At 73.5% G+C, this 22,345-nt stretch carries 25 protein-coding genes; 9 read left to right on the forward strand and 16 right to left on the reverse strand.

The annotated features are described in order from the left end of the window. Positions 1–12 precede the first annotated feature (12 nt). Positions 13–1,098, reverse strand: a complete 1,086-nt coding sequence (locus tag CHC11_RS21375; RefSeq protein ID WP_089313553.1) for a DNA polymerase domain-containing protein — start codon at positions 1,096–1,098, stop codon at positions 13–15. Between the two features lie 64 nt (positions 1,099–1,162). Between CHC11_RS21375 and msrB the strand changes: the two genes are divergently transcribed. Together msrB and CHC11_RS21385 are read left to right on the forward strand one after the other, a co-directional pair. After that, complete coding sequence (msrB, locus tag CHC11_RS21380; protein WP_089313554.1) at positions 1,163–1,564, forward strand: peptide-methionine (R)-S-oxide reductase MsrB; 402 nt, start codon at positions 1,163–1,165, stop codon at positions 1,562–1,564. Next, positions 1,561–2,220 (forward strand): TIGR04222 domain-containing membrane protein, encoded by a 660-nt coding sequence (locus CHC11_RS21385; RefSeq protein ID WP_089313555.1) that lies wholly within the window; start codon positions 1,561–1,563, stop codon positions 2,218–2,220. Before msrB ends, CHC11_RS21385 begins: the two co-directional genes overlap by 4 nt. Here the strand turns inward: CHC11_RS21385 and CHC11_RS21390 are convergent. From CHC11_RS21390 to hemG, 3 genes are read right to left on the reverse strand one after another with little or no spacing between them, the layout of a single operon-like run. Then, on the reverse strand, positions 2,217–2,786 hold the full coding sequence (locus CHC11_RS21390; protein WP_143227184.1) for a hypothetical protein: 570 nt from the start codon (positions 2,784–2,786) through the stop codon (positions 2,217–2,219). The genes CHC11_RS21385 and CHC11_RS21390 overlap by 4 nt on opposite strands. Positions 2,787–2,845: 59 nt before the next feature. Next, positions 2,846–3,544, reverse strand: coding sequence for a hydrogen peroxide-dependent heme synthase (gene hemQ, locus CHC11_RS21395; RefSeq protein ID WP_089313557.1), 699 nt, complete (start codon positions 3,542–3,544; stop codon positions 2,846–2,848). After that, positions 3,541–4,974 (reverse strand): protoporphyrinogen oxidase, encoded by a 1,434-nt coding sequence (hemG, locus tag CHC11_RS21400; protein WP_245919537.1) that lies wholly within the window; start codon positions 4,972–4,974, stop codon positions 3,541–3,543. Before hemG ends, hemQ begins: the two co-directional genes overlap by 4 nt. A gap of 127 nt (positions 4,975–5,101) precedes the next feature. Between hemG and CHC11_RS21405 the strand changes: the two genes are divergently transcribed. Together CHC11_RS21405 and CHC11_RS21410 are read left to right on the forward strand one after the other, a co-directional pair. Continuing rightward, entirely contained in the window at positions 5,102–6,220 is a 1,119-nt protein-coding gene (locus tag CHC11_RS21405; RefSeq protein ID WP_143227185.1) for a hypothetical protein, read from the forward strand. A gap of 77 nt (positions 6,221–6,297) precedes the next feature. Continuing rightward, positions 6,298–7,296, forward strand: coding sequence for a DUF4349 domain-containing protein (locus CHC11_RS21410; RefSeq protein WP_089313559.1), 999 nt, complete (start codon positions 6,298–6,300; stop codon positions 7,294–7,296). Here CHC11_RS21410 and hemE read toward each other — a convergent pair. Beyond that, positions 7,293–8,309 carry a uroporphyrinogen decarboxylase gene (hemE, locus tag CHC11_RS21415; protein WP_425427337.1) on the reverse strand — a complete coding sequence of 339 codons (1,017 nt, stop codon included), beginning with the start codon at positions 8,307–8,309 and terminating at the stop codon, positions 7,293–7,295. The two genes, CHC11_RS21410 and hemE, sit on opposite strands and share 4 nt — an antisense overlap. Positions 8,310–8,535: 226 nt before the next feature. On the opposite strand from hemE, the gene CHC11_RS21420 reads away from it, so the two are divergent. The 4 genes from CHC11_RS21420 (at position 8,536) to efeU (ending at position 11,839) form a co-directional block, all read left to right on the forward strand. Continuing rightward, positions 8,536–8,748 (forward strand): hypothetical protein, encoded by a 213-nt coding sequence (locus CHC11_RS21420; RefSeq protein ID WP_179278931.1) that lies wholly within the window; start codon positions 8,536–8,538, stop codon positions 8,746–8,748. Between the two features lie 151 nt (positions 8,749–8,899). Beyond that, complete coding sequence (locus CHC11_RS21425) at positions 8,900–9,466, forward strand: DUF3000 domain-containing protein (protein WP_089313562.1); 567 nt, start codon at positions 8,900–8,902, stop codon at positions 9,464–9,466. A gap of 163 nt (positions 9,467–9,629) precedes the next feature. Continuing rightward, positions 9,630–10,886 (forward strand): ribonuclease D, encoded by a 1,257-nt coding sequence (locus tag CHC11_RS21430; protein WP_089313821.1) that lies wholly within the window; start codon positions 9,630–9,632, stop codon positions 10,884–10,886. Positions 10,887–10,975: 89 nt separating this feature from the next. Then, positions 10,976–11,839 carry an iron uptake transporter permease EfeU gene (gene efeU, locus CHC11_RS21435; RefSeq protein ID WP_245919539.1) on the forward strand — a complete coding sequence of 288 codons (864 nt, stop codon included), beginning with the start codon at positions 10,976–10,978 and terminating at the stop codon, positions 11,837–11,839. A 7-nt stretch (positions 11,840–11,846) separates the two neighbouring features. Here the strand turns inward: efeU and CHC11_RS21440 are convergent, their stop codons facing one another. The 11 genes from CHC11_RS21440 to CHC11_RS21485 form a co-directional block, all read right to left on the reverse strand. After that, positions 11,847–12,209 (reverse strand): hypothetical protein, encoded by a 363-nt coding sequence (locus CHC11_RS21440; protein WP_089313563.1) that lies wholly within the window; start codon positions 12,207–12,209, stop codon positions 11,847–11,849. A gap of 79 nt (positions 12,210–12,288) precedes the next feature. Next, a complete protein-coding gene (locus CHC11_RS21445; protein WP_089313564.1) occupies positions 12,289–13,470 on the reverse strand; it encodes an ABC transporter permease in 1,182 nt (393 codons plus the stop codon). Then, positions 13,467–14,177: an ABC transporter ATP-binding protein gene (locus CHC11_RS21450; protein WP_089313565.1), complete on the reverse strand. Its 711-nt coding sequence runs from the start codon at positions 14,175–14,177 to the stop codon at positions 13,467–13,469. The genes CHC11_RS21445 and CHC11_RS21450 overlap by 4 nt, the downstream gene beginning before the upstream one ends. Continuing rightward, entirely contained in the window at positions 14,174–15,211 is a 1,038-nt protein-coding gene (locus CHC11_RS21455; protein WP_245919541.1) for a peptidoglycan-binding protein, read from the reverse strand. Before CHC11_RS21455 ends, CHC11_RS21450 begins: the two co-directional genes overlap by 4 nt. Then, positions 15,208–15,525 (reverse strand): hypothetical protein, encoded by a 318-nt coding sequence (locus CHC11_RS42820; protein WP_245919543.1) that lies wholly within the window; start codon positions 15,523–15,525, stop codon positions 15,208–15,210. The genes CHC11_RS21455 and CHC11_RS42820 overlap by 4 nt, the downstream gene beginning before the upstream one ends. 301 nt (positions 15,526–15,826) lie before the next feature. After that, positions 15,827–16,063: a zinc-binding dehydrogenase gene (locus tag CHC11_RS43910; protein ID WP_218826187.1), complete on the reverse strand. Its 237-nt coding sequence runs from the start codon at positions 16,061–16,063 to the stop codon at positions 15,827–15,829. Between the two features lie 340 nt (positions 16,064–16,403). Then, a complete protein-coding gene (locus CHC11_RS21465) occupies positions 16,404–18,056 on the reverse strand; it encodes a gamma-glutamyltransferase (RefSeq protein ID WP_089313567.1) in 1,653 nt (550 codons plus the stop codon). Between the two features lie 25 nt (positions 18,057–18,081). Then, positions 18,082–18,975 carry a proline iminopeptidase-family hydrolase gene (locus CHC11_RS21470; RefSeq protein ID WP_089313568.1) on the reverse strand — a complete coding sequence of 298 codons (894 nt, stop codon included), beginning with the start codon at positions 18,973–18,975 and terminating at the stop codon, positions 18,082–18,084. A gap of 55 nt (positions 18,976–19,030) precedes the next feature. Next, a complete protein-coding gene (locus CHC11_RS21475; protein WP_089313569.1) occupies positions 19,031–19,699 on the reverse strand; it encodes a helix-turn-helix domain-containing protein in 669 nt (222 codons plus the stop codon). Between the two features lie 15 nt (positions 19,700–19,714). After that, positions 19,715–20,647: a beta-keto acid cleavage family enzyme gene (locus CHC11_RS21480; protein WP_245919545.1), complete on the reverse strand. Its 933-nt coding sequence runs from the start codon at positions 20,645–20,647 to the stop codon at positions 19,715–19,717. A gap of 27 nt (positions 20,648–20,674) precedes the next feature. Further along, positions 20,675–21,430, reverse strand: coding sequence for an SDR family oxidoreductase (locus CHC11_RS21485; protein WP_245919611.1), 756 nt, complete (start codon positions 21,428–21,430; stop codon positions 20,675–20,677). 176 nt (positions 21,431–21,606) lie between these two features. On the opposite strand from CHC11_RS21485, the gene CHC11_RS21490 reads away from it, so the two are divergent. Further along, on the forward strand, positions 21,607–22,206 hold the full coding sequence (locus tag CHC11_RS21490; RefSeq protein ID WP_089313571.1) for a helix-turn-helix domain-containing protein: 600 nt from the start codon (positions 21,607–21,609) through the stop codon (positions 22,204–22,206). Positions 22,207–22,345 lie beyond the last annotated feature (139 nt).

A 22,345-nucleotide genomic window follows, 5' to 3' on the forward strand; every position in this document is an offset into this window, starting at 1 on the left:
CGCCGTCGGCGGTCAGGCCTGGTTGCCGGTGTCCTTGCTGGGCTGGACGCGCTTGGGCTCGCCGGGCATCTTCGGGTAGTTCGGCGGGTACGGCATGTCGCCGAGGCCGTGGTCGTTCTCGTCGCGGTCGGCCATGTCGAGGAGGGCCTCCAGGGAGAAGGACGCGTCGTCGATCGAGGCGTGCAGGTCGCCCAACTCGGCGAAGCGGGCGGGCATCGTGGCGATGGTGAAGTCGCGCGGGTCGACGCCGGACAGCTCCTCCCAGGTCACGGGCGCCGACACCGGCCCGTGCGGGGCCGGCCGGACGCTGTAGGCCGACGCGATCGTGCGGTCGCGGGCGTTCTGGTTGAAGTCGATGAAGATCTGCTCGCCCCGCTCCTCCTTCCACCACTTCGTGGTGACCTCGGCGGGGGCGCGGCGCTCCACCTCGCGGCCGAAGGCGAGGGCGGCCCGGCGGACCTCGGTGAACGTCCAGCGCGGCTCGATGCGGACGTAGATGTGCACGCCGCCCTTGCCGGACGTCTTGACGTACCCGGTGTAGCCCAGCTCCGCCAGCAGGTCGCGGGCCGGGCCGAGCGCCACCCGGACGGCGTCGGAGAAGTCGGTGCCGGGCTGCGGGTCGAGGTCGATGCGCAGCTCGTCCGGATGGTCGACGTCGCCCTTGCGGACGGGCCACGGGTGGAAGGTCAGCGTCCCGAGGTTGGCCGCCCAGGCGATCACGGCGACCTCGGTCGGGCAGACCTCGTCGGCCGAACGCCCGCTGGGGAAGGCGATCCGGGCGGTCCGCACCCAGTCGGGGGCGCCCTTCGGGATGCGCTTCTGGTAGAACGCGTCGGTCTTCCCGGCGCCCATGCCCGCCTGGCCGCGCGCGTAGTCCTCGCGGGTGGCCATCCGGGCGCCCTCGAAGACCCCGGCGGGCCAGCGCTCCAGCGTCGTCGGGCGGTCGCGGGTGGCGCGCAGGATCCCCTCCCCCACGGCCAGGTAGTACTCCACGAGCTGCCGCTTGGTGTAGCCGTGCTCGGGGAAGTAGACCTTGTCGGGATTGGTCACCTTGACGAGCCGATCCCCGACCGGGATCTCGATGAAGGGCGAGGCCATAGCCGCACGTTAACCCACGGGCACGACAGTCTTCCCGCGCAGCGCCGCCGGGTACGGTCGAACCATGGAGAAGATCCGCAAAAGCGAGGACGAGTGGCGGGCCCGGCTCAGCCCGGAGGAGTACCACGTGCTTCGGGAGGCGGGCACCGAGAAGCCCTTCACCGGCGAGTACAACGACACCAGGACCATCGGTGTCTACCGGTGCCGCGCGTGCGGGACGGAGCTGTTCCGGTCGGAGACCAAGTTCGAGAGCCACTGCGGCTGGCCGTCGTTCTTCGCGCCGTCCGACTCGGACGCGGTCACGCTGATCGAGGACGGCTCCCTCGGCATGGTCCGCACCGAGGTCCGCTGCGCGGTGTGCGACTCGCATCTGGGGCACGTGTTCCACGGCGAGGGCTACGACACCCCGACCGACGACCGCTACTGCATCAACTCGATCTCGCTCACCCTCGAACCCGCCGGATGACGCAACCTCCCCGGGCCCTGACGCGTCACATCGACGATCACACCAGTGACGGTCAGCCCCGGGGAGTCGCCGTGGACGAGTTCACCTCCTACGAGATCGCGTTACTCTGCGGCGGGCCCACCCGCGCCGCCCAGTGCGCGCTTCTCGCCCTCTACGAGCTGCGCCGCGTGCGGGTCTCGCGGGGCACGCGCCGCGTGACCGTCGTCGAGCGCGAGCCCGACGACGGGGTCCAGGCCGCGCTTCTCGACGAGGTCCCGGGCAGCGGCTTCCAGCTCGGCCACGTCCTCGACGCGGTCGCCGAGTCGGACGAGGTGGCCGCCGTCGCGGGCGGACTGGTCAAGACGGGCCTCCTGCGCCGGGGCTTCCGCGGCCGGCTCCGGCCGACGCGCGAGGGGAGGGCGGCCCGGCGCAGGCTCCGCGCGGACGCCGAGTCCGGCACGGGGGACGCGGTCGCCAGGCTGGCCGCGCTGGGCACGGTCGCCGTCGAGGACGCCAAGCTCCGCCAGGTCATGGAGATGGACAACCCCAAGCCGCTCGACCTGCCCTACGCATGGGCTCTGAACGGGGTCAACCGGAACACCGAGCAGAGTCTCCTGTCCGACACGCAGTACTCGGGCTACTACGACTCGAACGACAGCGGGTCCGGCAACTGCTAGGGCGTCTCGGGGACCTCGCAGTCGTCCTTGTCGCTCTGCTTGTTGGCCAGGACGACGCTGCCGTTGTCGTCGCTCTTGCCGTGGACGAAGACGCGGGGCTCGTCGTCGCCGCCGTCCTCCAGGAACTGGGTCGTCCACTTGCACAGGTCGATGGCCGGCTCGGAGTTCTCGTCGGCCTCCCCGAGATCGGTGTAGACGCGCACGAAGCTGCCGCTGCGGCGGACGTCGGTGACGTGCTCGACGACCTTCCCGCCGGGGTCCTTCGTCTCGAAGTAGGGCACCGCGTCGGTGATCTCGTCGGGGTCCCCGACGCGCTCGTTCGGGGACGGGGCGGCGGCCGTGCGGGCGGCGACGGCGGCGCGGGGCGCGGGGCCCGAGCCGCCGGGCAGCGCCAGGACGGCGACGGCCGCGATCACCGCGGCCGTCGCGGTCACCGCCCCGGCGGCGCCCAGCCGGCGCCGCCGGGAGCCCCGCAGGGACGCGATCAGGCGGTGCAGGCGGGTCGAGAACTCGGACGGCGGTCGCGCGTGCCGTCCGCGGGCGTGCCGGGCGGGAGACTTGGTCACGGACGGCACTTTACTGCCGCCCACCCCCGCCCCACGCGCGATTCGGCGTGATGGGCGGGCTAGGCCAGGCCGGCGACCAGTTCGGCGACCGGCTTGCGGCGACCCGTGTAGAACGGCACTTCCTCGCGGGTGTGCAGGCGGGCCCTCGCGCCCCGCAGGTGCCGCATCAGGTCGACGATGCGGTGCAGCTCGTCGGCCTCGAACGCCAGCATCCACTCGTAGTCGCCGAGCGCGAACGCCGACACCGTGTTGGCCCGGACGTCGGGGTAGTCGCGCGCCATCTTCCCGTGCTCGGAGAGCATCGCGCGGCGCTCCTCGTCCGGCAGCAGGTACCACTCGTAGGAGCGGACGAACGGGTAGACGCACACGTAGGCGCGGGGCTCCTCGTCTGCGAGGAACGCGGGGATGTGGCTCTTGTTGAACTCCGCCGGGCGGTGCAGCGCCATCTGCGACCACACCGGCTCGCTCGCACGGCCCAGCGCCGTCCGCCGGAACCGGGTGTAGACCTCCTGAAGGTCGTCGGACGTGGGCGCGTGCCACCAGAACATGTAGTCGGCGTCCGCCCGCAGGCCCGCGACGTCGTAGGCGCCGCGCGTGGTGACGTCCTTCTGGGCGGCCTGGTCGAGGAGGTCCTGCACCTCCGCCGCCTCCTGCTCGCCCGCGGTTCCGGGGTTCGCGACCCGGAACACCGACCACATCGTGTAGCGGATGACGTTGTTGAGTTCGCGCGCCTTCGGCTTGCCCGGCTGCTCCGTCATGGTCCGACTCCTTCTCGACTGCGCAAATGGTCCAGCACGCGGAGCGCCGCCGCACGCGCGGAGGCGATGCACGCGGGGATGCCCAGGCCGTCGTAGGCGGCGCCCGCGACGGCCAGCCCCGGCGCTCCGGCGACCGCGGCCCGGACCTTGGCCACGCGGTCGGCGTGGCCCACGTTGTACTGCGGGAGACCGCCGCCCCAGCGGGTCACCCGGCTCTCGGCGGGCAGCTCGGTGACGCCGCACGTCGCGGCCAGCTCGGCCATGGCGGTCGCGGTGAGCTCCTCGTCGGTCCGCTGGAGCGTGTGCTCCTCGCCGTACCGGCCGATGGAGCAGCGCACCGCGATGACGCCCGGGTCGCGCTCGCGCAGGTGCGGCCACTTCAGCGAGCTGAACGTGACGGCCTTGACCCCCCGGCCCCCGCGGGCGGTGTCGCTCTCCACGTTCGGGACGAGGTAGCCGCTGCCCGCCGGGAGCCGCGGGAACGCGGTGGCCCGGTAGGCGAGCGTGATGATCGCCATGCTGGCGTACTCGATGCCGCCGAGCTCCCGGGCGGCGGCGGGGACGTCCGGCTCCAGCAGGCGCGACGCCGGGGCCGCCGGGACCGCGACCACCACCGCGTCGGCGTCGAGGTACTCGGGGTCGCGGGCCGGCCCCACGGTGAGCCGCCAGCCGTCCTCGCGGCGGCGCAGCCCGCGGACCGTCGCGCCGGTCCTGACCGTCCCGCCGGCCTCGGCGATGTCGGCGGCGACCAGGTGCGGGAGCGTGCCGAGCCCGTCCGGCAGCGTGGCGAACACCGGGCCGGGGTTCGCCGGCGCGGCGTCCCGGATGCCCTGGACGGCGTGGATCAGCGACCGGTGGGAGCGCGCGGCGGCGGCGACGGCGGGCAGCGTGGACTCGAAGGACAGCCGCTCGGCCCGTCCCGCGTACACGCCGCCGAGCAGCGGCTCCACGAGCCGGTCGACGACCTCGCCGCCGAGGCGGGCGCCGACGTAGTCGGCGACGGACACGTCCCCGCCGCGCGGCGTCTCCGGCAGCACGAGGTCCAGCGGGACGCGGGCGAGCCCGGCCGGCGACAGCACGTGCGCGGCGGCCAGCGCCTTCAGGTCGGACGGGACGCCCATCACCTGCCCGGACGGGAGGGGCCGCAGCGCGCCGCGGCTGAGGATCCCCGAGGAGGTGGTGCCGGGGTTCACCAGATCGCCGGAGCGGCCGAGGTCGCGCACCAGGTCCAGGCCCTCGGGACGGCGGGCGAGCATCGACTCGGCGCCCTCGTCCACCGGGATCCCGGCGATCTCGCTGACGCGCAGCTTCCCGCCGATCCGGGAGGAGCCCTCCAGGACCGTCACCCGGACGCCCTCCCGGGCGAGCATGCGCGCGGCGGCGAGGCCCGCGATGCCGCCCCCGACGACAACGGCATGGGACGTGGTCATGCCTCCAGCCTTCCAGACGCCTCGCCGTATCGCGCACCGGGGCGGCCCCGGCGGCGCGCTCGGCGCCGGGGTTTTTTGTCGCGGAGATGACAAGATCCCAAGACTGCGCCAGTGGATACTGGCAGCCATGAAGCCTCGGAAGACCTCCGCCCTCTTCACGGCGGCCCTCACGGCCGGAGTGCTCGCGGCCGGCGGGCTCGCGTCCCCCGCGTCGGCCGCGGCCCGCGGCGGGTTCACACCGGTCCCGCTGCCGTTCTTCTGGCCGAACAACAGCCTCTACGACGTCGACGCCGCCTCGCCCGACAGCGTCTGGATCACCGGGCACCAGGGCGAACTGGTGATCCCCGGCCCGATCCCGGGGACCGGGCAGAGCATCCCGGGAAACCCCGTCGTCCGGCGCTGGAAGGACGGCCGCTGGGTCGAGTACGACCTCCAGAACCTGTCCGGCCGCGGCACCGTCACCGATGTCGACGCGGCCGGTCCCGAGGACGTGTGGATCACCGGTCCGAAGTACGGCTCGGGCGGCACCGCGACGACGACCCCCTACGTGGCGCGTTTCACCGGATCGCGGTTCGAGCAGGTGGCGCTGCCGCCCGGCGCCCGCGGCGCGGACCTCCAGGCGAGGGCCGACGGCGTCTGGGTCGGCACCGGCGGCGGCGTCTACCGCCGGACGGGCGACACCTGGACGCACATCACCGCCATCCCGGACATGCAGCAGTACGCGTCCTACATCCGGGCGGACGATGACATCTGGTTCCTCGGCAGCGTCTCCCGCACCGACCAGACGCTCGTCGCGCACCACTGGGACGGGCGGTCCTGGCAGAGCGTCCCCGTGCACGAGCCCGTACCCGGGACCAGCTTCACCGACATGATCGCCCTCTCCCCCACCGACGCCTGGGCCACCGGCATCAGCTACCGCACGTCCCCGGCCTCACCCGTCCTGATGCACTGGGACGGCACGGCCTGGACGGGCGTCACCCCGCCGCCCGGCCTCAACGCCCTCACCAGGATCGTCGAGGGCGAGGGCGGAACGCTGTGGGCGGTCGGGCACTCGCTCGACGAGCCCGCCGAGCCCGGCCTGCTCCGCTACGGCGGCGGTGCCTGGGAGCGCGTCCCGACCACCGCCGTGCCGAACCGGAGCAGCATCTACGCGACCGCGCTCGCCGTCGTCCCCGGCACCGGCGCCCTGTGGACGCTCGGGTCCGTGAACATCGGGGGGCCGGTCGTCCTCACCGACGGCCCGTGATCGCCGCGTGCCCGCTTCGTGCCCGGATCGCGACCGGTCCCGGGGAACGGTGATCCGCCGCACCCCGTCCAAGCCCCATGCGGATCGTCAGGAGCATCACCTGCGCACTGGTCGTCCTGCCGCTGGCCGGGGGCATGGCCGCCTGCGGGGGCGGCGACCACTCCTCCGGCGCGTCGGACTCCGCCCCCCGGGGCATGGCCACGGCGCCGGCCCTGCCGGGCGGCGCCCGGCGCGCCGAGGGCGCCCCGCAGAGCGGGACCGCGCGCCCGGAGGCGCCCCTGCCCACCGGGCGCATGGTCGTCCACACGGCCGACCTGCGGGTGCGGGCCGGGGACGTGGAGGCCGCCGCCGCCAAGGCCAAGCAGCTGGTCGCCGCGGCGGGCGGCTACGTCGAGCGGGAGTCGACGTCGAGCGACCCGGCCCGCTCGGAGATCGCGCTCAAGATCCCCGGTGACCGGTACGCCGAGGTGCTGGGCCGGCTCGGCACCGAGCTCGGCACGAAGCTGTCGCTCGGCCAGCAGGCCGAGGACGTCACGGGCGAGGTGGCCGACGTCGACGCGCGGGTGCGGTCCGCGAAGGCCGCGCTGGAGTCGTTCCGCAAGCTGCTCGACCGGGCGGACTCCGTCAGCGAGATCATGAGCATCGAGCAGGAGATCTCCGAGCGGGAGGCCGACCTGGAGGCGCTCCAGGCGCGCCAGAAGTCGCTCGCGCACCGCACGCAGTTCGCGACCGTGACGGTGACGCTCGTGGCCAAGGCCGCGCCGCCCGAGAAGGACGAGCCCCGCGGCGGATTCGTCGGCGGGCTGCGGAACGGGTGGCACGCGTTCAGCGCGTTCGCCGGCGGCGTCGCCGCCGTGCTCGGCTGGCTGCTGCCGTTCCTCGTCGCGGCCGCCGTGATCGGGCTGCCCGCGCTTGCCCTGCGCCGCCGGGTGCGCGCCCGGCCCGCGGGCGGCGACGCGACCGACCCGGAGCAGGCACCGGAGCGGGCACCGGAGCCGGAGAACGCGAAGGCCGCCGTCGGCGCGGGCGAGGACGCCTCGCAGGCACCGCGGCAGGGGCCGCCGCCGCCCGTCTAGTGCGGGTCCTCGCTGCTCGCCTCGTGGACGAGGTCGGCGAGGCGGGCCAGCATGTCCGGGTCCGTGGACGGCAGGACGCCGTGGCCCAGGTTGAAGATGTGCCCCTCGGCGGTGCGGCCGCGGGCCAGCACGTCGCGGGCGCGGCGCTCCACGGTCTCCCACGGCGCGAAGAGGATCGCCGGGTCGAGGTTGCCCTGGAGGGCCTTGCCCGGTTCCACCCGGCTGACGGCCTCGTCCAGCGGCACCCGCCAGTCGACGCCGACGACGTCCGCCCCCGCCTCGCCCATCAGGCCGAGCAGCTCGCCCGTCCCGACGCCGAAGTGGATGCGCGGGACGCCGAGCGGCTCGATCTCGGCGAAGACGCGGCGGGCGTGCGGCAGGACGGACTCGCGGTAGTCCTGCGCGGCGACCGCGCCCACCCACGAGTCGAAGACCTGCACCGCGCTCGCCCCGGCCGCGACCTGCACCTTCAGGAACGCGATCGTGAGGTCGGCCAGCCGCTCCATGAGCCGGGCCCACAGCTCCGGCTCGCCGTACATCATGGCCTTGGTGCGCTCGTGGTTCTTGGACGGGCCGCCCTCGATCAGGTACGAGGCGAGCGTGAACGGGCCCCCCGCGAACCCGATGAGCGGCGTCGCGCCCAGCTCGCCGACCAGGCCCTCGACGGCCTCGGTCACGTACGGGACGTCGTCGGGCGAGAGGGGGCGCAGGACGTCCAGGCCCGCGGCGTCGCGGATGGGATCGGCGATGACCGGGCCGACGCCGGGCTTGATGTCGAGGTCGACGCCGACCGCGCGGAGCGGGACCATGATGTCGCTGAAGAAGATCGCCGCGTCCACCGCGTACCGGCGCACCGGCTGCATCGTGATCTCCACGATCAGGTCCGGGCGGGCGCACGACTCCAGCATCGGGACGCCCTCGCGGACCCGCAGGTACTCCGGCAGCGAGCGCCCCGCCTGACGCATGAACCACACGGGCGTGTGCGGCACCGGCCGGCGCCGGCAGGCCAGCAGGAAGGGGCTCTCGGCGAGGCCGCCGCCGTCAGGCGTGCGCGCAGAGGGGTCGTTCGAACGGGCTGCGTCAGCGGTCACGTTGCGATGGTCCCACGAAAAGCCGATGGGAGAGCCCTGGAGTGGCGCGTGAGGCGGAACGAACTTCCGGACACGCCGAGCGAAGTCCCGCATTCTGTCACCGGCGCGTGCGAACGTGATGCGTGTCATAGCCGAGGGAGGTTCCCCCTTGTACTGCTTCACCTGCGGTGATGAACGCTCGTTCGAGCAGCCGCCGTGCGAGGACGGGCACGGTGCGGAGTGCCCCGAGCGGGCCTGCGTCGACTGCGGTTCGGCCGTCCTGGTCGGCCTGCCGCCCGCCGTGACCGCCCCGGCCCTCCGCCGGGCCTCCGAGACCGCCCGGGTGCGCGGCCGCGCCGCCACCGTGCGGGCCGTGGCCTGACCGGCCCGGCCCCCGAGACGAAACCTGTGTCGTGCCTGCCTCCCCTCCACGTCCACCCGCCGCCCCCTGCGGCACCGCCCCGTCCCGCCGCCACCGGCCCGAACCGGTGCCCGGCGGCCCGACCCTCCCCCGCGATCAGGCCGGTCCACCCATGAACCCACCTGCCTTCCAGCGGGCCGTCGACACGCTGCGCGAGATCCTCGACGGGCCCGCCGTCCGGCCGGAGCTCGACCTGGAGGACATGCCCGCCCCGCAGAGCCTGGCGCCGCACGCGGCGGCCATGTCCGGCAGCGTCTACCGCGACGACGACACCGAGGTCGCCATGGGCCGCCTCATCGTGCTGTACGACCCCGACGGCCGCCCCGGCTGGACGAACGGCTTCCGCATCGTCGCCTACATCCGCGCCGACCTGGAGCCCGACATCGCCGCCGAGGAGCTGATCGGCTCCGTCGCGTGGGACTGGCTGCTGGAGGCCCTGGAGCCCGCCGGCTACGCCGCGGTGTCGGGGACGATCACCCGAGCGGTGTCGGAGAGCTTCGGCGACAAGCGCGACGAGCCGTCCACCACGGAACTGGAGCTGCGCGCCTCGTGGTCCCCGACCGGCGACGATCTCGCCGGTCACGTGCTGGCCTGGTGCGAGGTGATGTGCACCACGGCGGGGCTTCCGCCCACCGGTGTCGCCGCGCTGCCGGACCGGCCGGACGGCGCGGGCGGCTGAGCGACGTACGGTAGGGGGCGTGAGCACAGCGTCCGAAACCGAGGCGGCGGGGGAGAACACGGAAGAAGTGGGAGTGTCCGAAACGCGCGCCACCGGCCCCGAGCGGGGCGCCGGTGCGGAGAAGACGGCGGCGCCCCCTCCCGGGACCGTTCCCGGGCCGGCCGTGCCCGGCCCCGATCCGGCGGTCGCGGAGGCCGACACCGGTCCCCCCGCCGTCCCGCTGCTGGAGCCGCGCGACGGCGTCCCGCCGGTGCTCACCACGGCCGCCGACCTGGAGCGCGTCATCGCGGCGTTCGCCGCGGGCACCGGCCCCGTCGCGGTCGACGCCGAGCGGGCCTCCGGCTACCGGTACGGGCAGCGCGCCTACCTCATCCAGCTGCGCCGCGCGGGCGCCGGCACCGCGCTGATCGACCCGGTCGCGCTGCCCGACCTGTCCGGGCTGGACGCCGCGCTCGCCGACGCCGAGATGGTCCTGCACGCCGCCAACCAGGACCTGCCGTGCCTGGCCGAGGTCGGGCTCGTCCCGCGCCGGCTGTTCGACACCGAGCTGGCCGGGCGGCTGCTCGGCTACCCCCGGGTCGGGCTCGGCTCCATGGTCGAGAACGTGCTCGGCTTCGTGCTGGAGAAGGGCTACTCCGCGGCCGACTGGTCGACGCGCCCCCTCCCCGAGGACTGGGTGCGCTACGCCGCGCTGGACGTCGAGCTGCTGGTCGAGCTGCGCGACGTGCTCCGGGAGGAGCTGGAGGCGGCGGGCAAGCTGGAGTGGGCGCGGGAGGAGTTCGCGGCGATCCTGACCATGCCGCCGAAGCCGCCGCGTCCCGACCCGTGGCGCCGGACGTCCGGCATCCACCGGGTGCGCAACCGGCGGACGCTCGCCGCCGTCCGCGAGGTCTGGGAGGCGCGCGACAAGCTCGCCCGGGAGCGTGACCTGTCCCCCGGCCGGGTGCTCCAGGACGCGGCGATCATCGAGCTGGCGCAGAAGTCCCCGAAGACCCCGGCCGAGCTGCTGGCCCTGCCGACGATGCGGGGCCGCGGCGCCCGCCGGCACCAGTCGGCGTGGCTGCGCGCCGTCGCCCGCGCCCGCGAGCTCGGCGAGCGCGAGCTGCCCGCGTCCAACCTGCCCGGCGACGGGCCGCCGCCCGCGCACCGCTGGGCCGACCGCGACCCGGAGGCCGCCAAGCGGCTCACCGCGGCCCGCGCCGTCGTCGCCGCGCTCGCCGACGAGCACTCGATGCCGTCGGAGAACCTCGTGCAGCCCGACTACGTCCGCCGGCTGGCGTGGACGCCCCCGGCGGAGCCGTCGGCGTCCGCGATCGGCGCCGCCCTGCGCGGCCTCGGCGCCCGCGGCTGGCAGGTGGAGCTCACCGCCCAGCCGATCGCCAAGGCGTTCCTGCGCCTCGACGGCAAGGGCGAGCTCTAGACCGGACTTGCAGGGGGCGGCCGCGAGGCACACACTGGCTTAGGTTAGCTTTGCCTAAAAGTCCGTGTGATCCCCCGAGGAGTGCGTCGATGCTGCTGGGCAACTTCCTCATCGGCCTGCGTGAGGGGCTCGAGGCCGCCCTGGTCGTGAGCATCCTGATCGCCTACCTGGTGAAGACCGGCAACCGCCGGGCCCTGCTCCCCGTCTGGACGGGCATCGGCGCCGCCGTCGTCGTGTCGTGCGGATTCGGAATCGCGCTGAGCGCCGCGTCGTCGGAGATGCAGTTCAAGACGCAGGAGCTGTTCGGCGGCGTCCTGTCGATCGTCGCGGTGGGGCTGGTCACCTGGATGGTCTTCTGGATGCGCAAGACCGCCCGGTTCATGAAGGCCGAGCTGGAGGGCAGGCTGGAGGGCGCCCTCGACATCGGTCCGCTCGCCCTCGCCGCCGTCGCGTTCCTGGCCGTCGGGCGCGAAGGGCTGGAGACCGCGCTGTTCCTGTGGACGAACATCTCCAACTCCTCCGGCGGGTCCACCCAGCCGATCACCGGCGCGTTCCTCGGCCTCGCCGTCGCCGTCGCCCTCGGCTACCTGCTCTACCGCGGCGGCCTCAAGATCAACCTCAAGCGGTTCTTCACCTGGACGGGCGCCGCGCTCATCGTCGTCGCCGCCGGCGTGTTCGGCTACGGCTTCCACGACCTGCAGGAGGCGGAGGTGTTCCCCGGCCTGCACTCGGTCGCGCTGGAGCCGCACGCCTTCTTCGCCGAGTTCGGCGGCGCCGGCGACTGGATGCAGACCGTCTTCCAGGGCGTCCTGAACGTCACGCCGCAGATCACCTGGCTGCAGCTGGTCATGTGGGCGGCCTACCTGGTGCCGGTGATGGCGCTGTTCCTGCGCAGCCCGTCGCCGTCCAAGCCCGCTCAGGCCAAGGCCACCGAGCCGGCGCCGACGTCCTGACGCTTCGTCACAGATCGGGCAGCGGGTCGCGGGGCAGGCTGTCGCGGGCGAAGACCTCGGCGTCGGCCGCGTTGACGACCGGCACGTACTCGTCGTCGAGCTCGAACACGGCGCCCGCGAACTCGAACGACGCGCCGACGCCCGTCTCCACCGGCCCGATCCGGGTGCCGCGCGGGTAGCTGCCCCAGATGCTCTTCGGGGTGCTGCGGCTCAGCGAGCCGGTGGAGATCACCGCGACCTGGTCGCCCGTGACGACGAAGATGAAGCCCGCGCCGCCGCCACAGGTCATCGCGGGGAAGATGTAGCGGATCTCCCCGTCGAGCCCGAGGAACTCCCTGCAGCGGTCGCGGAGCGGGCGTGGCACCGGCATGGCGGTTGAGGCACCTCCCCCAGGGCGGGTCGACGTCGCCGCCCCAATCATGCACTGATCGGACAGATCGTGACCAGCCTCACGCGGCCGCCAGCGCCGCCGTCGGCGGCAGCCGCGCCGCCCGCGCCGCCGGGTACAGGCCCGCGACCGTCCCGATCACCAGGGTCGCGGCGAACGCGCCGCCGAGCGCCCATGCCGGCACGACCGGCGGCCATCCCTTCCACAGCGCGAAACCGGTGGTCACCGCCGCGCCGAGCACGACCCCGGCCGCGCCGCCGAACGCCGACAGCAGCAGCGACTCGGCGAGGAACTGGACGCGGACCTGGCCGCGGGTGGCGCCGAGCGACCGGCGCAGCCCGATCTCGCGGCGCCGCTCCAGCACCGAGACCACCATCGTGTTGGCGACCCCGACCCCGCCGACCAGCAGCGCGACGGCCCCGAGCCCGAGCAGCAGCCCGGTGAACGCCCCCGACGCCGCCGCCCGCGCCTCCAGGGCGTCCGAGGGCCGGCTGACCTGGACCTCCTCGGGACGCTCGGGGTTGACCGTCCGGGCCAGCACGTCCCGGACGTCGCCGACCGAGGCGTCCGCGGAACGCTCGTAGATCGTCGTGGGGTGCCCGTCGAACCCGAGGTACCGGCGCGCGGCGTCCCAGCCGACGAGGGCGGAGCGGTCGATCTCGGGAGCCAGCTCCGCCGGCCGGAGCACGCCGAGGACGACGAACCACCGGCCGCCGATCCAGACCTGGCCGCCCGCCCGGTCCAGGCCGAGCCGCCGCGCCGCCTCCGACCCGAGGACGACGACGGGCCGGCCCCCGGTGGCCGCGTCCAGCCGCCGCCCGCTCGCCGGCGCCACGTCGAGGGTGCCGAGCAGCCCGGCCGTGGCGGCCTGCACGGCGATCCCCTGCGTGACCTCCTCGGGGATCCTGTCGGTGCGGCGGACGGTGGCCTCCACCGACCCGGTCGCGCCGACCGCCGTGACCGGCCCGATCCGCCGCACCATCTCCGGTGCCGTCTCGGGGAGCTCCGCCTTGTCGCCGAACAGCGTGTCGCCCGGCGTGGCCGTCAGCAGGTTCGTGCCGAGCCGGTCGAGCCGCCGCAGCAGATCCTCCCTGCTGGAGGAGGAGATCCCGATGACGGCGACCATGGTCGCGATCCCGACCGCGATTCCGAGGGCCGACAGCACCACCCGCGTCGGACGGGCCCTCAGCCCCCCGAGCCCGACGCGCAGCACGTCGGCCGCACCGAGCCGCGCGGGCCTCATCGGCTCCCCACCCCCGCCCGCTCGTCCGCGACGATCACTCCGTCCCGGACCCGCACCCGCCGCGGCGCCCGGGCCGCCACCTCCGCGTCGTGCGTGATGACCAGGACGGTGGTGCCGGCGCGGTTCAGCTCGTCCAGCAGGGCGAGCACGTCGGCGCCGGCGGCGGAGTCGAGATTGCCGGTCGGCTCGTCCGCGAGCAGCAGGTCGGGCTCGCCCACGACCGCCCGCGCGACCGCGACCCGCTGCTGCTCGCCGCCCGACAGCTGGTGCGGCCGGTGCGCCGTCCGCTCCGCCAGCCCGACCCGTGCGAGCGCCGCCCGCGCCCGCTCCCGCCGCTCCCGCAGCCGGGCCCCGCCGTACAGGAGCCCGTCGGCGACGTTGTCGAGGGCGCTCACCCCGGCGGCCAGGTGGAACTGCTGGAACACGAACCCGATGTGCCGCGCCCGCAGCGCCGACAGCTCCCGGTCCGCGAGCCCCGCGACCTCGTGCCCGGCGACCCGCACGCTCCCCCGGGTCGGCCGGTCCAGCGTCCCGACCATGTGCAGCAGCGTCGACTTCCCCGACCCGGACGGCCCGGCGATCGCCACCATCTCCCCCGACGCGATCACCAGATCGACGCCCCGGAGGGCCGCGACCCCGCCCGCGTACTCCTTGACCACCCCGGCCAGCTCCACGATGTCCGCGCCCTTGTCGTCGAAGCCCTTCATCCGGCGGGCACCCCGACCTTCGTCCCCTCACGGAGCCCGCTCCCGGCGACCTCGACCCGCCCGCCGCCGAACGCCCCGACCTCCACGGGCACCAGGCGCCTGGAGCCGTCCACGACCTCGACCCCGAAGCCGCCCTCCCGCAGCGCCAGCAACGCCTCGACCGGCACCGAGAGCACGCCCTCCCGCCGCTCGCTCTCCAACTCGACACTGACCGGCGCCTCGTCCAGCCGCCCCGTCTCGGCGTTCCCCACCGAGATATCGACGCCGACCGTGGTCTTCTGGTCCTGCCCCGACCCGGTCGTCTGGGCGACGCTGCCGACCTCGCTCACCGTGCCCTTGACGGTCGCCCCACCGGGCAGCTCCACCGAGACCCGGGCGCCCTCCTTGGCGAGGTCCTGCTTGTCGGCGTCCAGATCGACGTGCACGACCCGCCTGGTCCCGGCCACCGTCAGGGCGGGCTGCCCCTGAGCGATCCGCTTCCCTTCGGGCGCCTTGACCTCCCGGACCCGCACCGCCCCGCCCAGGAAGACGACCTGACGAGCGTCGACCTGCCCGGTCTCCGCCAGCCCCCGGTCGTCCTGCCACTCCTCGACGGCGGCCCCCGTGGCCCCGGTGAACTCGCCGTCCACGGTGATGCCGCCGTACCCGAGAGCCCGCAGGTTCTCTTCGAGCTGCCGGACGTCCTTCCCGGAGACGCCCTCACGCAGCGTCCGGTACATGGGCCGGCCGCCGTACAGCAACGTCACGGGCCTTCCCGCCACCGAAAGCAGCGTCTCCCCGCGCTGAACAGTCGCGCCCGCCTCCGGCGCCCACGTCACGACCCCGGACGCCCCAGCCCACACGTCCCGGACATCGCCATAGGTGAGCTTCCCGTCCACCTTCTCGGTGTCCACGAGATCGCCCCGGCTCACGACCGCCGTCGCCAGCGGAGCCTGCGCCCCCTGCGCCTGACTCCCGTCCCTGGTCCACGCGAGGGCACCGCCGGCCCCCGCCACAACGACGGCGACCCCGCCCGCGACCACGGCCCGCCTCACTTCCCGACCCCCGGCAGGGTGCCCCTGCACGCCTCCCGAGCCTTGTTCGCCTGCCCCCGGTCGACCTGCCCGGTCGGGAGCTTGATCTGCCCGTCCGGCCCCGGATCGGGAATGTCGACCCCGTGCTCGCGCATGCACTGCGCGAACTCGACGTACTGGTCGCGCACCTTCGGATCCTTCAGATCGGGCATCTTCCCGCCCGCCTGCAGCCACGACTGGCATTTCTTCAGCGCCGCCTCCAGCTTCGAGCGGTCACCGCCCTTCCCCAGCCGCAGCGCGTGCCCGTCCCCACTCCCCGGATCGGGAACGTCCACCCCGTTCTCCCGCATGCACTGCGCGAACTTCAGCTGGGCGTCCTCCGGAGAAACCGACCTGCCCGGCGAAGCAGACCCCGAGGCCGCCACCCCACCAGCACTGGCGACCCCGCTCCCGCCCCCGTCATCCCCACACCCGGCGACGCCCCCCAGCAAGAGCACCGCGACAACACCCCAACCCCACACCCTCATGCCGACCCTCTCCCCGGGACGCCTTGCCCCAGCGCAGCCCATAAGAGCCCCCCGAGGGTTAAACCCGCATTAGGGGGCGGCGGGGATACGGGGTCTTGGGGGTCGGTGGCTAGATGACCAGGACTCGTCGGCCGCGGGTGTGGCCTGCGGCGCTGTCGATGTGCGCCGCGGCGGCCTGGTCGAGTGTGTAGGTCTTCTCGACCGGGATGCGCAGCCTGCCGGCAGCGAAGAGCCGGGCGGCCTCGGCGATCGCGGCCGGGAGGTCCTCCGCCTTGGCGGAGAACCGCACGCCGAGTTCCGGTGCCCCGGGATCGGCGATCGAGAGCACCTTCCGTACGCGCGCCACGAGCCCCGTCACCGTAGGTCGTGGCGACGGCGCCCAGGCTTCGCAGGTAGTCCTGGTTCGCCGGCCCGGCCGTGGCGATCACCGAGATGCGGCGGGCGCGGGCGATCTGCAGCACCGCCGACCCCACTCCCCCGGACGCGCCGCTGGCCGGCAGCGTCTGCCCGGCTCCACGCCGACCTGGCGGATGACCCGCAGCGCGGTCTCCACGACGGACGGGTACCCGGCCGCCTCCTCGAACGCCATCCCCTCGGGCATGCGTCCCCAGCGGCCTGGGCCGTCACCCGCCCCACCGAAGACCTCACCGGCACGGCCTGACCATGCCGGCCTCACGGACCGCCGGTCAGAATCCTGCGGCCTGTCCGGCGCGGCGGGGGCCGGCGGACGCGTGCAGCGCGCCCGTGTCGTCGCGCCAGGTCATGTGGAAGCTGCCCATCTGATACTGGTACGGCGCCATCGGCCGGACCAGGATCCCCATGCGGGCGACCTCGGCGACGACTTCGGGCGCCAGCCGGCTTTCGACCGTCACCGAATAGTCGTCGGCGAGCGGCAGCATGCGAGGCGCGTCGTCCGCCGCGTACGGGTCCAGGCCGTTCTCGAGGATGCTCGTCATGACCTGCGGCACCGTGATGTGCGGGATGCCGGGCGTGCCGAGGGCGAGCCACGGGCGGCCGTCCCGCAGGAGCAGCGTGTTGCCGATGACCGAGCGGATCCGTCCACCGCCGGTCAGCCAGCCGCCGAGCATGGCGGTGAGGCTGCTCGTCATGGTGCTGCCGATCATCGGTACACCCCCGATGACCTGGCCCGGGACGCCTCCGCCCTGCACCGTGTTGACGAGCTGGACCCAGTTGCCCTGGGCGTCGACGACGCTCAGCTCGCAGCTGCCGACCGACTCGCCCGACCGGCCGGTCGCCTCGCCCAGCGCGCCCGGCGTCGAGGTGAGCCGGACGTGCTCGGTGAGGTCCACCTTGGTGCGGCTCATCCGGAGAACGGCGGCGAGCGCGCGGTGGTACTCCCGCGACATCAGCACGCTGCTGGGGTCCTCGAACACCTCCGGGTCGTTGATGAACCCGGTCTCGTACGCGGCCCGGCGCAGCGCGTGCGCCATGTAGTACAGCGACTGGGGCGACTCGGCGTAGTGCCCGAGCTCGGCGACGCCCAGCTCGTGGAGGATGCCGAGGACCATCGCCGACATGACGGCCTGGCGTTCCGGCGGCGCCTGCTGGACGACCTCGACGTCGCCGTGCCGGTAGCGCAGGCCGTCTCCCCACCGGGGCTCGTCCTGGCGCATGTGCCGCATCTCGATCGGCCAGCCGACCTCGTTCGCGCGCTCGACGAACAGCCGCGCCCACTCACCGTCGATGAACAGGTCCGGTCCCTCGGCGGCCAGCTTCGTCAGCGTCCGGGCCAGCTCCGGCTTCGGCCACCGCTGCCCGGCCTGCGGCAGGTGCCCGCCGGGGGTGAAGTGGCGCCGCCCGGACGCGGTGTTCATGTAAAGCTCGACGCTGTGCCCCAGGACCAGGTGCTCGAAGGAGTCGACCTCGTGGCCCTCCTCGGCCCAGTGGATCGAGGGCGCGCAGAGCCGGTCCCACGGCCGCGACCCGAACCGCTCGTGCATCGTCTTGAGCCCCGGCATGAAGCCGGGGATGACCGCGCACGGCCCCTCCGGGATCGCGGTGTACGGCCCCGACGAGACGGCGACCGGCCGGAACGGCGCGAGTCCCGGCACGATCGTGCCCATGCTGTTGAGCTCGTGGCACCGGCCCTGCTCGGCGTTCCAGAACAGCATCGTGACCGTGCCCGCGTGGCACGTCATGTCCTGCTGGACCGTCGCGTTGAGCAGGCATCCGACGATGGCCGCGTCGATGGCGTTGCCGCCCTCGCGCAGGATGTCGAGCATCGCGTCGGTCACGAGCGGATGCGCGCTGGAGCAGACCGCGTTCCGGCCCTCCGCCGTCGATTTGGGGCCGATCCGGCCGACCTTGGTTTCGCTCATCGTCCCGTCCTTGTCGAAAGAGGGTTCACCGGCGCCGCGCCTCGACGTCGGCCAGGAACGCCGAAAGCTCGGCGATGAAGGCGTCCGGCTCTTCGAGGAACGCCATGTGCGAGCTGTCGTCGAAGACCCGGAACCGGGCGCCCGCGATACCGTCCGCCAGCACTGCCATGTGCTCCGGCGCGGCCTCGTCATGCCGCCCGCAGGTGACCAGGGTGGGCACGCGTATCTCCGGCAGGCGCGGCGTGACGTCCCAGTCCGCGAGCGCGCCGGTCACCGGCCCGAACTCGCTCGTCCCCCACAGGGCCGCGTACACCTCGTCGCCGAATCCGCCGAGCGCGGCCTTGAGCGGTGCGGGCCACGGCCGCACCCGGCACATGTGCCGGCGGTTGAAGACGGCGAGGGCGTCCCGGTACTCGCGCGAGTGCACCGTGCCGGCCCGCTCGTGCTCGTCCATCGCCCGGACCACGTCCTGCGGAAGCCGGGCGCGCAGCTCGCGCACGCCGCTGATCCAGCTCGCCACGCTCGGCGGGGAGCTGTTGAGGAGGAGCGAGACCGGCGCCGCGGGCGGCGCGGCGAGCGCGTACTCCAGCGCGAGCCACCCGCCCCAGGAGTTGCCGAAGAGATGGAACTCCTCCAGGCCCAGGGCCGCCACGACCCCCCGCAGCTCCTCGACGAAGTACGGGATCGACCACGACGGCTCCGGCGACCGCCGGCCGGACTCCCCGCAGCCCGCCTGGTCGTAGAAGATCACCTCCCGGTCGGCGCCCAGCCGGGCGAGCGGCTCCAGGTAGGAGTGCGGCAGGCCGGGCCCGCCGTGCAGGCACACGACCGGGGCCCGGCCGGGCGTGCCGACGCGCCAGTACGCGACGGTGCCCTGGGGCATCGTGACGAAGCCGGTCGGCTTCTCGGAAAGGTTCACTGGCGTTTCCCGACGACCGTAGTGACAGGGTGAAGGGTGCGCGCCGAGACCTCTCCTAGTACGAGGCGGGGGTCTGCACCCAGAGCAGTTCCGACGAACCGCGGGACAGGTTCTGGCTGCCGTGCACGTCCTTGCCGGGGAAGGTGAGGCTGTCCCCGGCGGAGAGGCGGTGGGCCTCCGACCCGACGGTGATGGCGACCTGCCCCTTCAGGACGAACACGAACTCGGTGTCCGCACCGTGGGCGAACAGCTCCGGGCCGGTTCCACCGCCCGGTTCGAGCTTCACCCACAGCACCTCCAGGCACCCGCTGGCGTCCGAGCTGACCTGGGCCTCGGTGATGCCGCGGTCCGGGTACTCGTACGCCGCGCGTTCGTCGTGCCGGACGATCTGGCTGCGCGACAGCGTCGCCTGGAACAGGTCGCCGATGTGGGCCCGCAGCGCCTGCGCGATGCGGACCAGCGTCGGCACCGAGGGCGACGCCGTGCCGTGCTCGACCTGCGAGATGAACGCCGCCGACACACCGGCCTGCTCGGCCAGGTCGCGGACCGCCATGCCGCGCTGGGTTCGCAGGCTGTTGATGTTGCGGCCGAGCAGCGACTTGACGGCGTCGGCGTCACCGTCCGGCCCCTCGTCGGTGCGGGCGCCCTCGGCGGCCGGGCCGCCGAAGTGGCCGGGGCGTTTGTTGCCGCTCTGGTGGTGATGTGCCGGCGGGCGAGCAGCCAATTCGCTTCCACTCCTCTATGTGGCCTTGTACCAGGGACCGAGCTCGCTGCGCAGCGCGTCGGGCGTCGCGATCGGCCTGGCCAGCAGATCGGCGAGGCCGGTGGCGACGTGGACCAGTTCCGCGTTGCTCTCCGCCTGCCGGTCACGACGGACCCGGATGTTGTCCTCCAGGCCCACCCGGCAGTCGGCGCCCCATGACAGCGCGGTCGCGACATGGCGGAACTCGCCCGGGAAACCGGTCGCGGCCACGCTGAGGCTCGCAGCGTCGGGTCCGAGGATACGGGCGGCCGCCTGGGACAGCATGAAGAAGTCGTCGAGGGCGTTGCCGGCGCCGCCGAGCACGCCCAGCACGAGCTGGATCCGCACGGGGCCCTCAAGGGTGCCCTCGTCGAGCAGGAAGCGGACCATGGACAGGTGCCCGAGGTCGTAGGCCTCCAGCTCCGGCGTCACGCCCAGGTCGCGGAACTCGGCCGCGAAGCGGCGGACGGTGCCGAGCGTGTTGGTGAACACGCCCTCGCCGGACTTGTCCAGGACCTCCTGCTCCCAGGCGTGCCGCACCTTCGGCCAGCGCGCCTTGTCCGGGAAGCCCTCGTAGTTCATCGTCCCGAGGTTCAGCGTGCCGATCTCCGGCCGGCAGGCGCGGATGCCGGCCAGGCGCTGCTCCTCGGGCATCCCCGGAGTGCCGCCGGTGCTGATGTTGATGACGACGTCGGACCGCTCGCGGACGCCGGCCACGATCTCGCGGAACAGGGCGGGGTCGCCGGAGGGGCGGCCGTCGAGCTCGCGGGCGTGGAGGTGGACGCACGTGGCCCCCGCCTCGGCGGCGCTCACGGCCTCCTCGATGATGGCCTCCGGGCCGCACGGGATGTGCGGGCTCTGGCTCGGAAGGACGTCGCCGCCGGTCACCGCGGCGGTGAGGACGCACGGCTCGTACTTGTCGCGCAACATGACTGGTCCCTTCGGTAAGGCGATGCTTCAGGACGCGAGCGTGCCGAGGTCCGCCGGTAGGCAGACGCCGGTCACCGCGGAGAACAGGTCGCTGGCGAGCAGCGCGAACAAGGTGGCGACCTCGTCCGTGCCGATCAGCCGTTTGACGGGTTGGCGGTCGAGCAGGAGCTCCAGCACCTGCTCCCGGGTGAGGCCGCGCAGGGCCATCTGCTCGGGCAGCTGGCGCTCGACCATCGGCGTCGACATCCAGCCGGGGGCGACCGCGTTGACGGTCAGTCCGTGCGGCGCGCCCTCCAGTGCGGCGACCTTGGTGAGGCCGTTGACCGCGTGCTTGGCCGAGACGTACGCGGCCTTGAACGGCTCGGCCACCATGCCGGAGACGGAGGACGTGATCAGGACGCGCGACGCCGGCCGGCCGGTCAGCTCCGCCCAGGCGGCCTTCATGGCCAGGAAAGGGCCCTTGGCCATCACGTCCATGAGCCGGTCCCACTGCTCCTCGGGGAACTCGGGGATCGGCGCGACGAACTGCACGCCGGCGTTGAGGACCAGCACGTCGAGGTGCCCGTGACGGCGGACGGCCTCGGCGACCATGAGCCGGTTGCCCTCGGCCGTCGCCACGTCCGCGACGAAGTCGCAGGCGCCGCCCTCGACCAGGTCGACGCCGACGACCTCGGCGCCCGCCCGGGTGAGGGCGTGGCAGATCGATTCGCCGAGGGCGCCGGCCGCACCGGTGACCAGGGCGACCCGGCCGGTGAGCAGACCGCTCAGTGAGGTTTCGAACACGCTGGTCAACGGCCCTCCACGTGTCGTGGCGGTTAACCACATCGTTACTGTCACTTAGGTGGCGTAAGCTATACTTACGTAGAGACGAGCGTCAAGGACGAGTGGTCCGGGGCGCCGGTCCAGCCGCGTTGTTCAATATATTGACGACACCTGCCCGAGTCGGGCAGGCTGTCACCATGCCGCGCAGCGCAGAGTCGACAGAGGCCGGTCAGCCGGGCAACCCGACGCCGACCATGGCCGTCGTGGGCAACCTCGTACGCGAACTGCGCCGCACCGCCGACCTGAGCATCGCCGCCCTGGCCCAGGCCGCCGACCTGAGTCCCGGCCTGCTGAGCCAGATCGAGCGCGGCCAGGGGAACCCCTCGTTCACGACGCTCGTGAAGCTTGCGCAGGCGCTCGACGTGCCGGTCGGCCGGTTCTTCCTCGCCGACACCGCGGCCGGCGCGCTGGTCCGCGCCGGCACCCACCGCCGCCTGCTGCTGGCCGACGAGAACCTTGAGTACACCCTGATCACGCCGCACATGAACGGCCGGCTCGGGATGATAAAGGCGCAGGTCGCCGCCGGGTGGAGTAACGAGAGCACGCCGTTCGAGCACCCCGGCGAGGAGTGCATCCTGATCACCGAGGGCGAGCTCATGGTGAGCGTCGCGGGCACCATGCACACGCTCTACGAGGGCGACTCGCTCACCTACGACTCAAGCCTGTCGCACTGGTACCGCAACGCCACCGACAGCAACGCCGTGCTCGTCGGCGCAATGACGCCGCCGTCGTTCTGACTCACGGAACGTCCTGGCGCAGCCGATCCGGCTGCGCCTGATTCGTACGTTCAACATATTGACATCGGATAGCCGGGTCGTCACCATGGCCGACACAAGTTCACTTTGTTGAACGCGACCAGGCGCCCGCACCGGGGCA

The organism is Actinomadura mexicana, from assembly GCF_900188105.1.
GTDB classification, from domain to species: domain Bacteria; phylum Actinomycetota; class Actinomycetes; order Streptosporangiales; family Streptosporangiaceae; genus Spirillospora; species Spirillospora mexicana.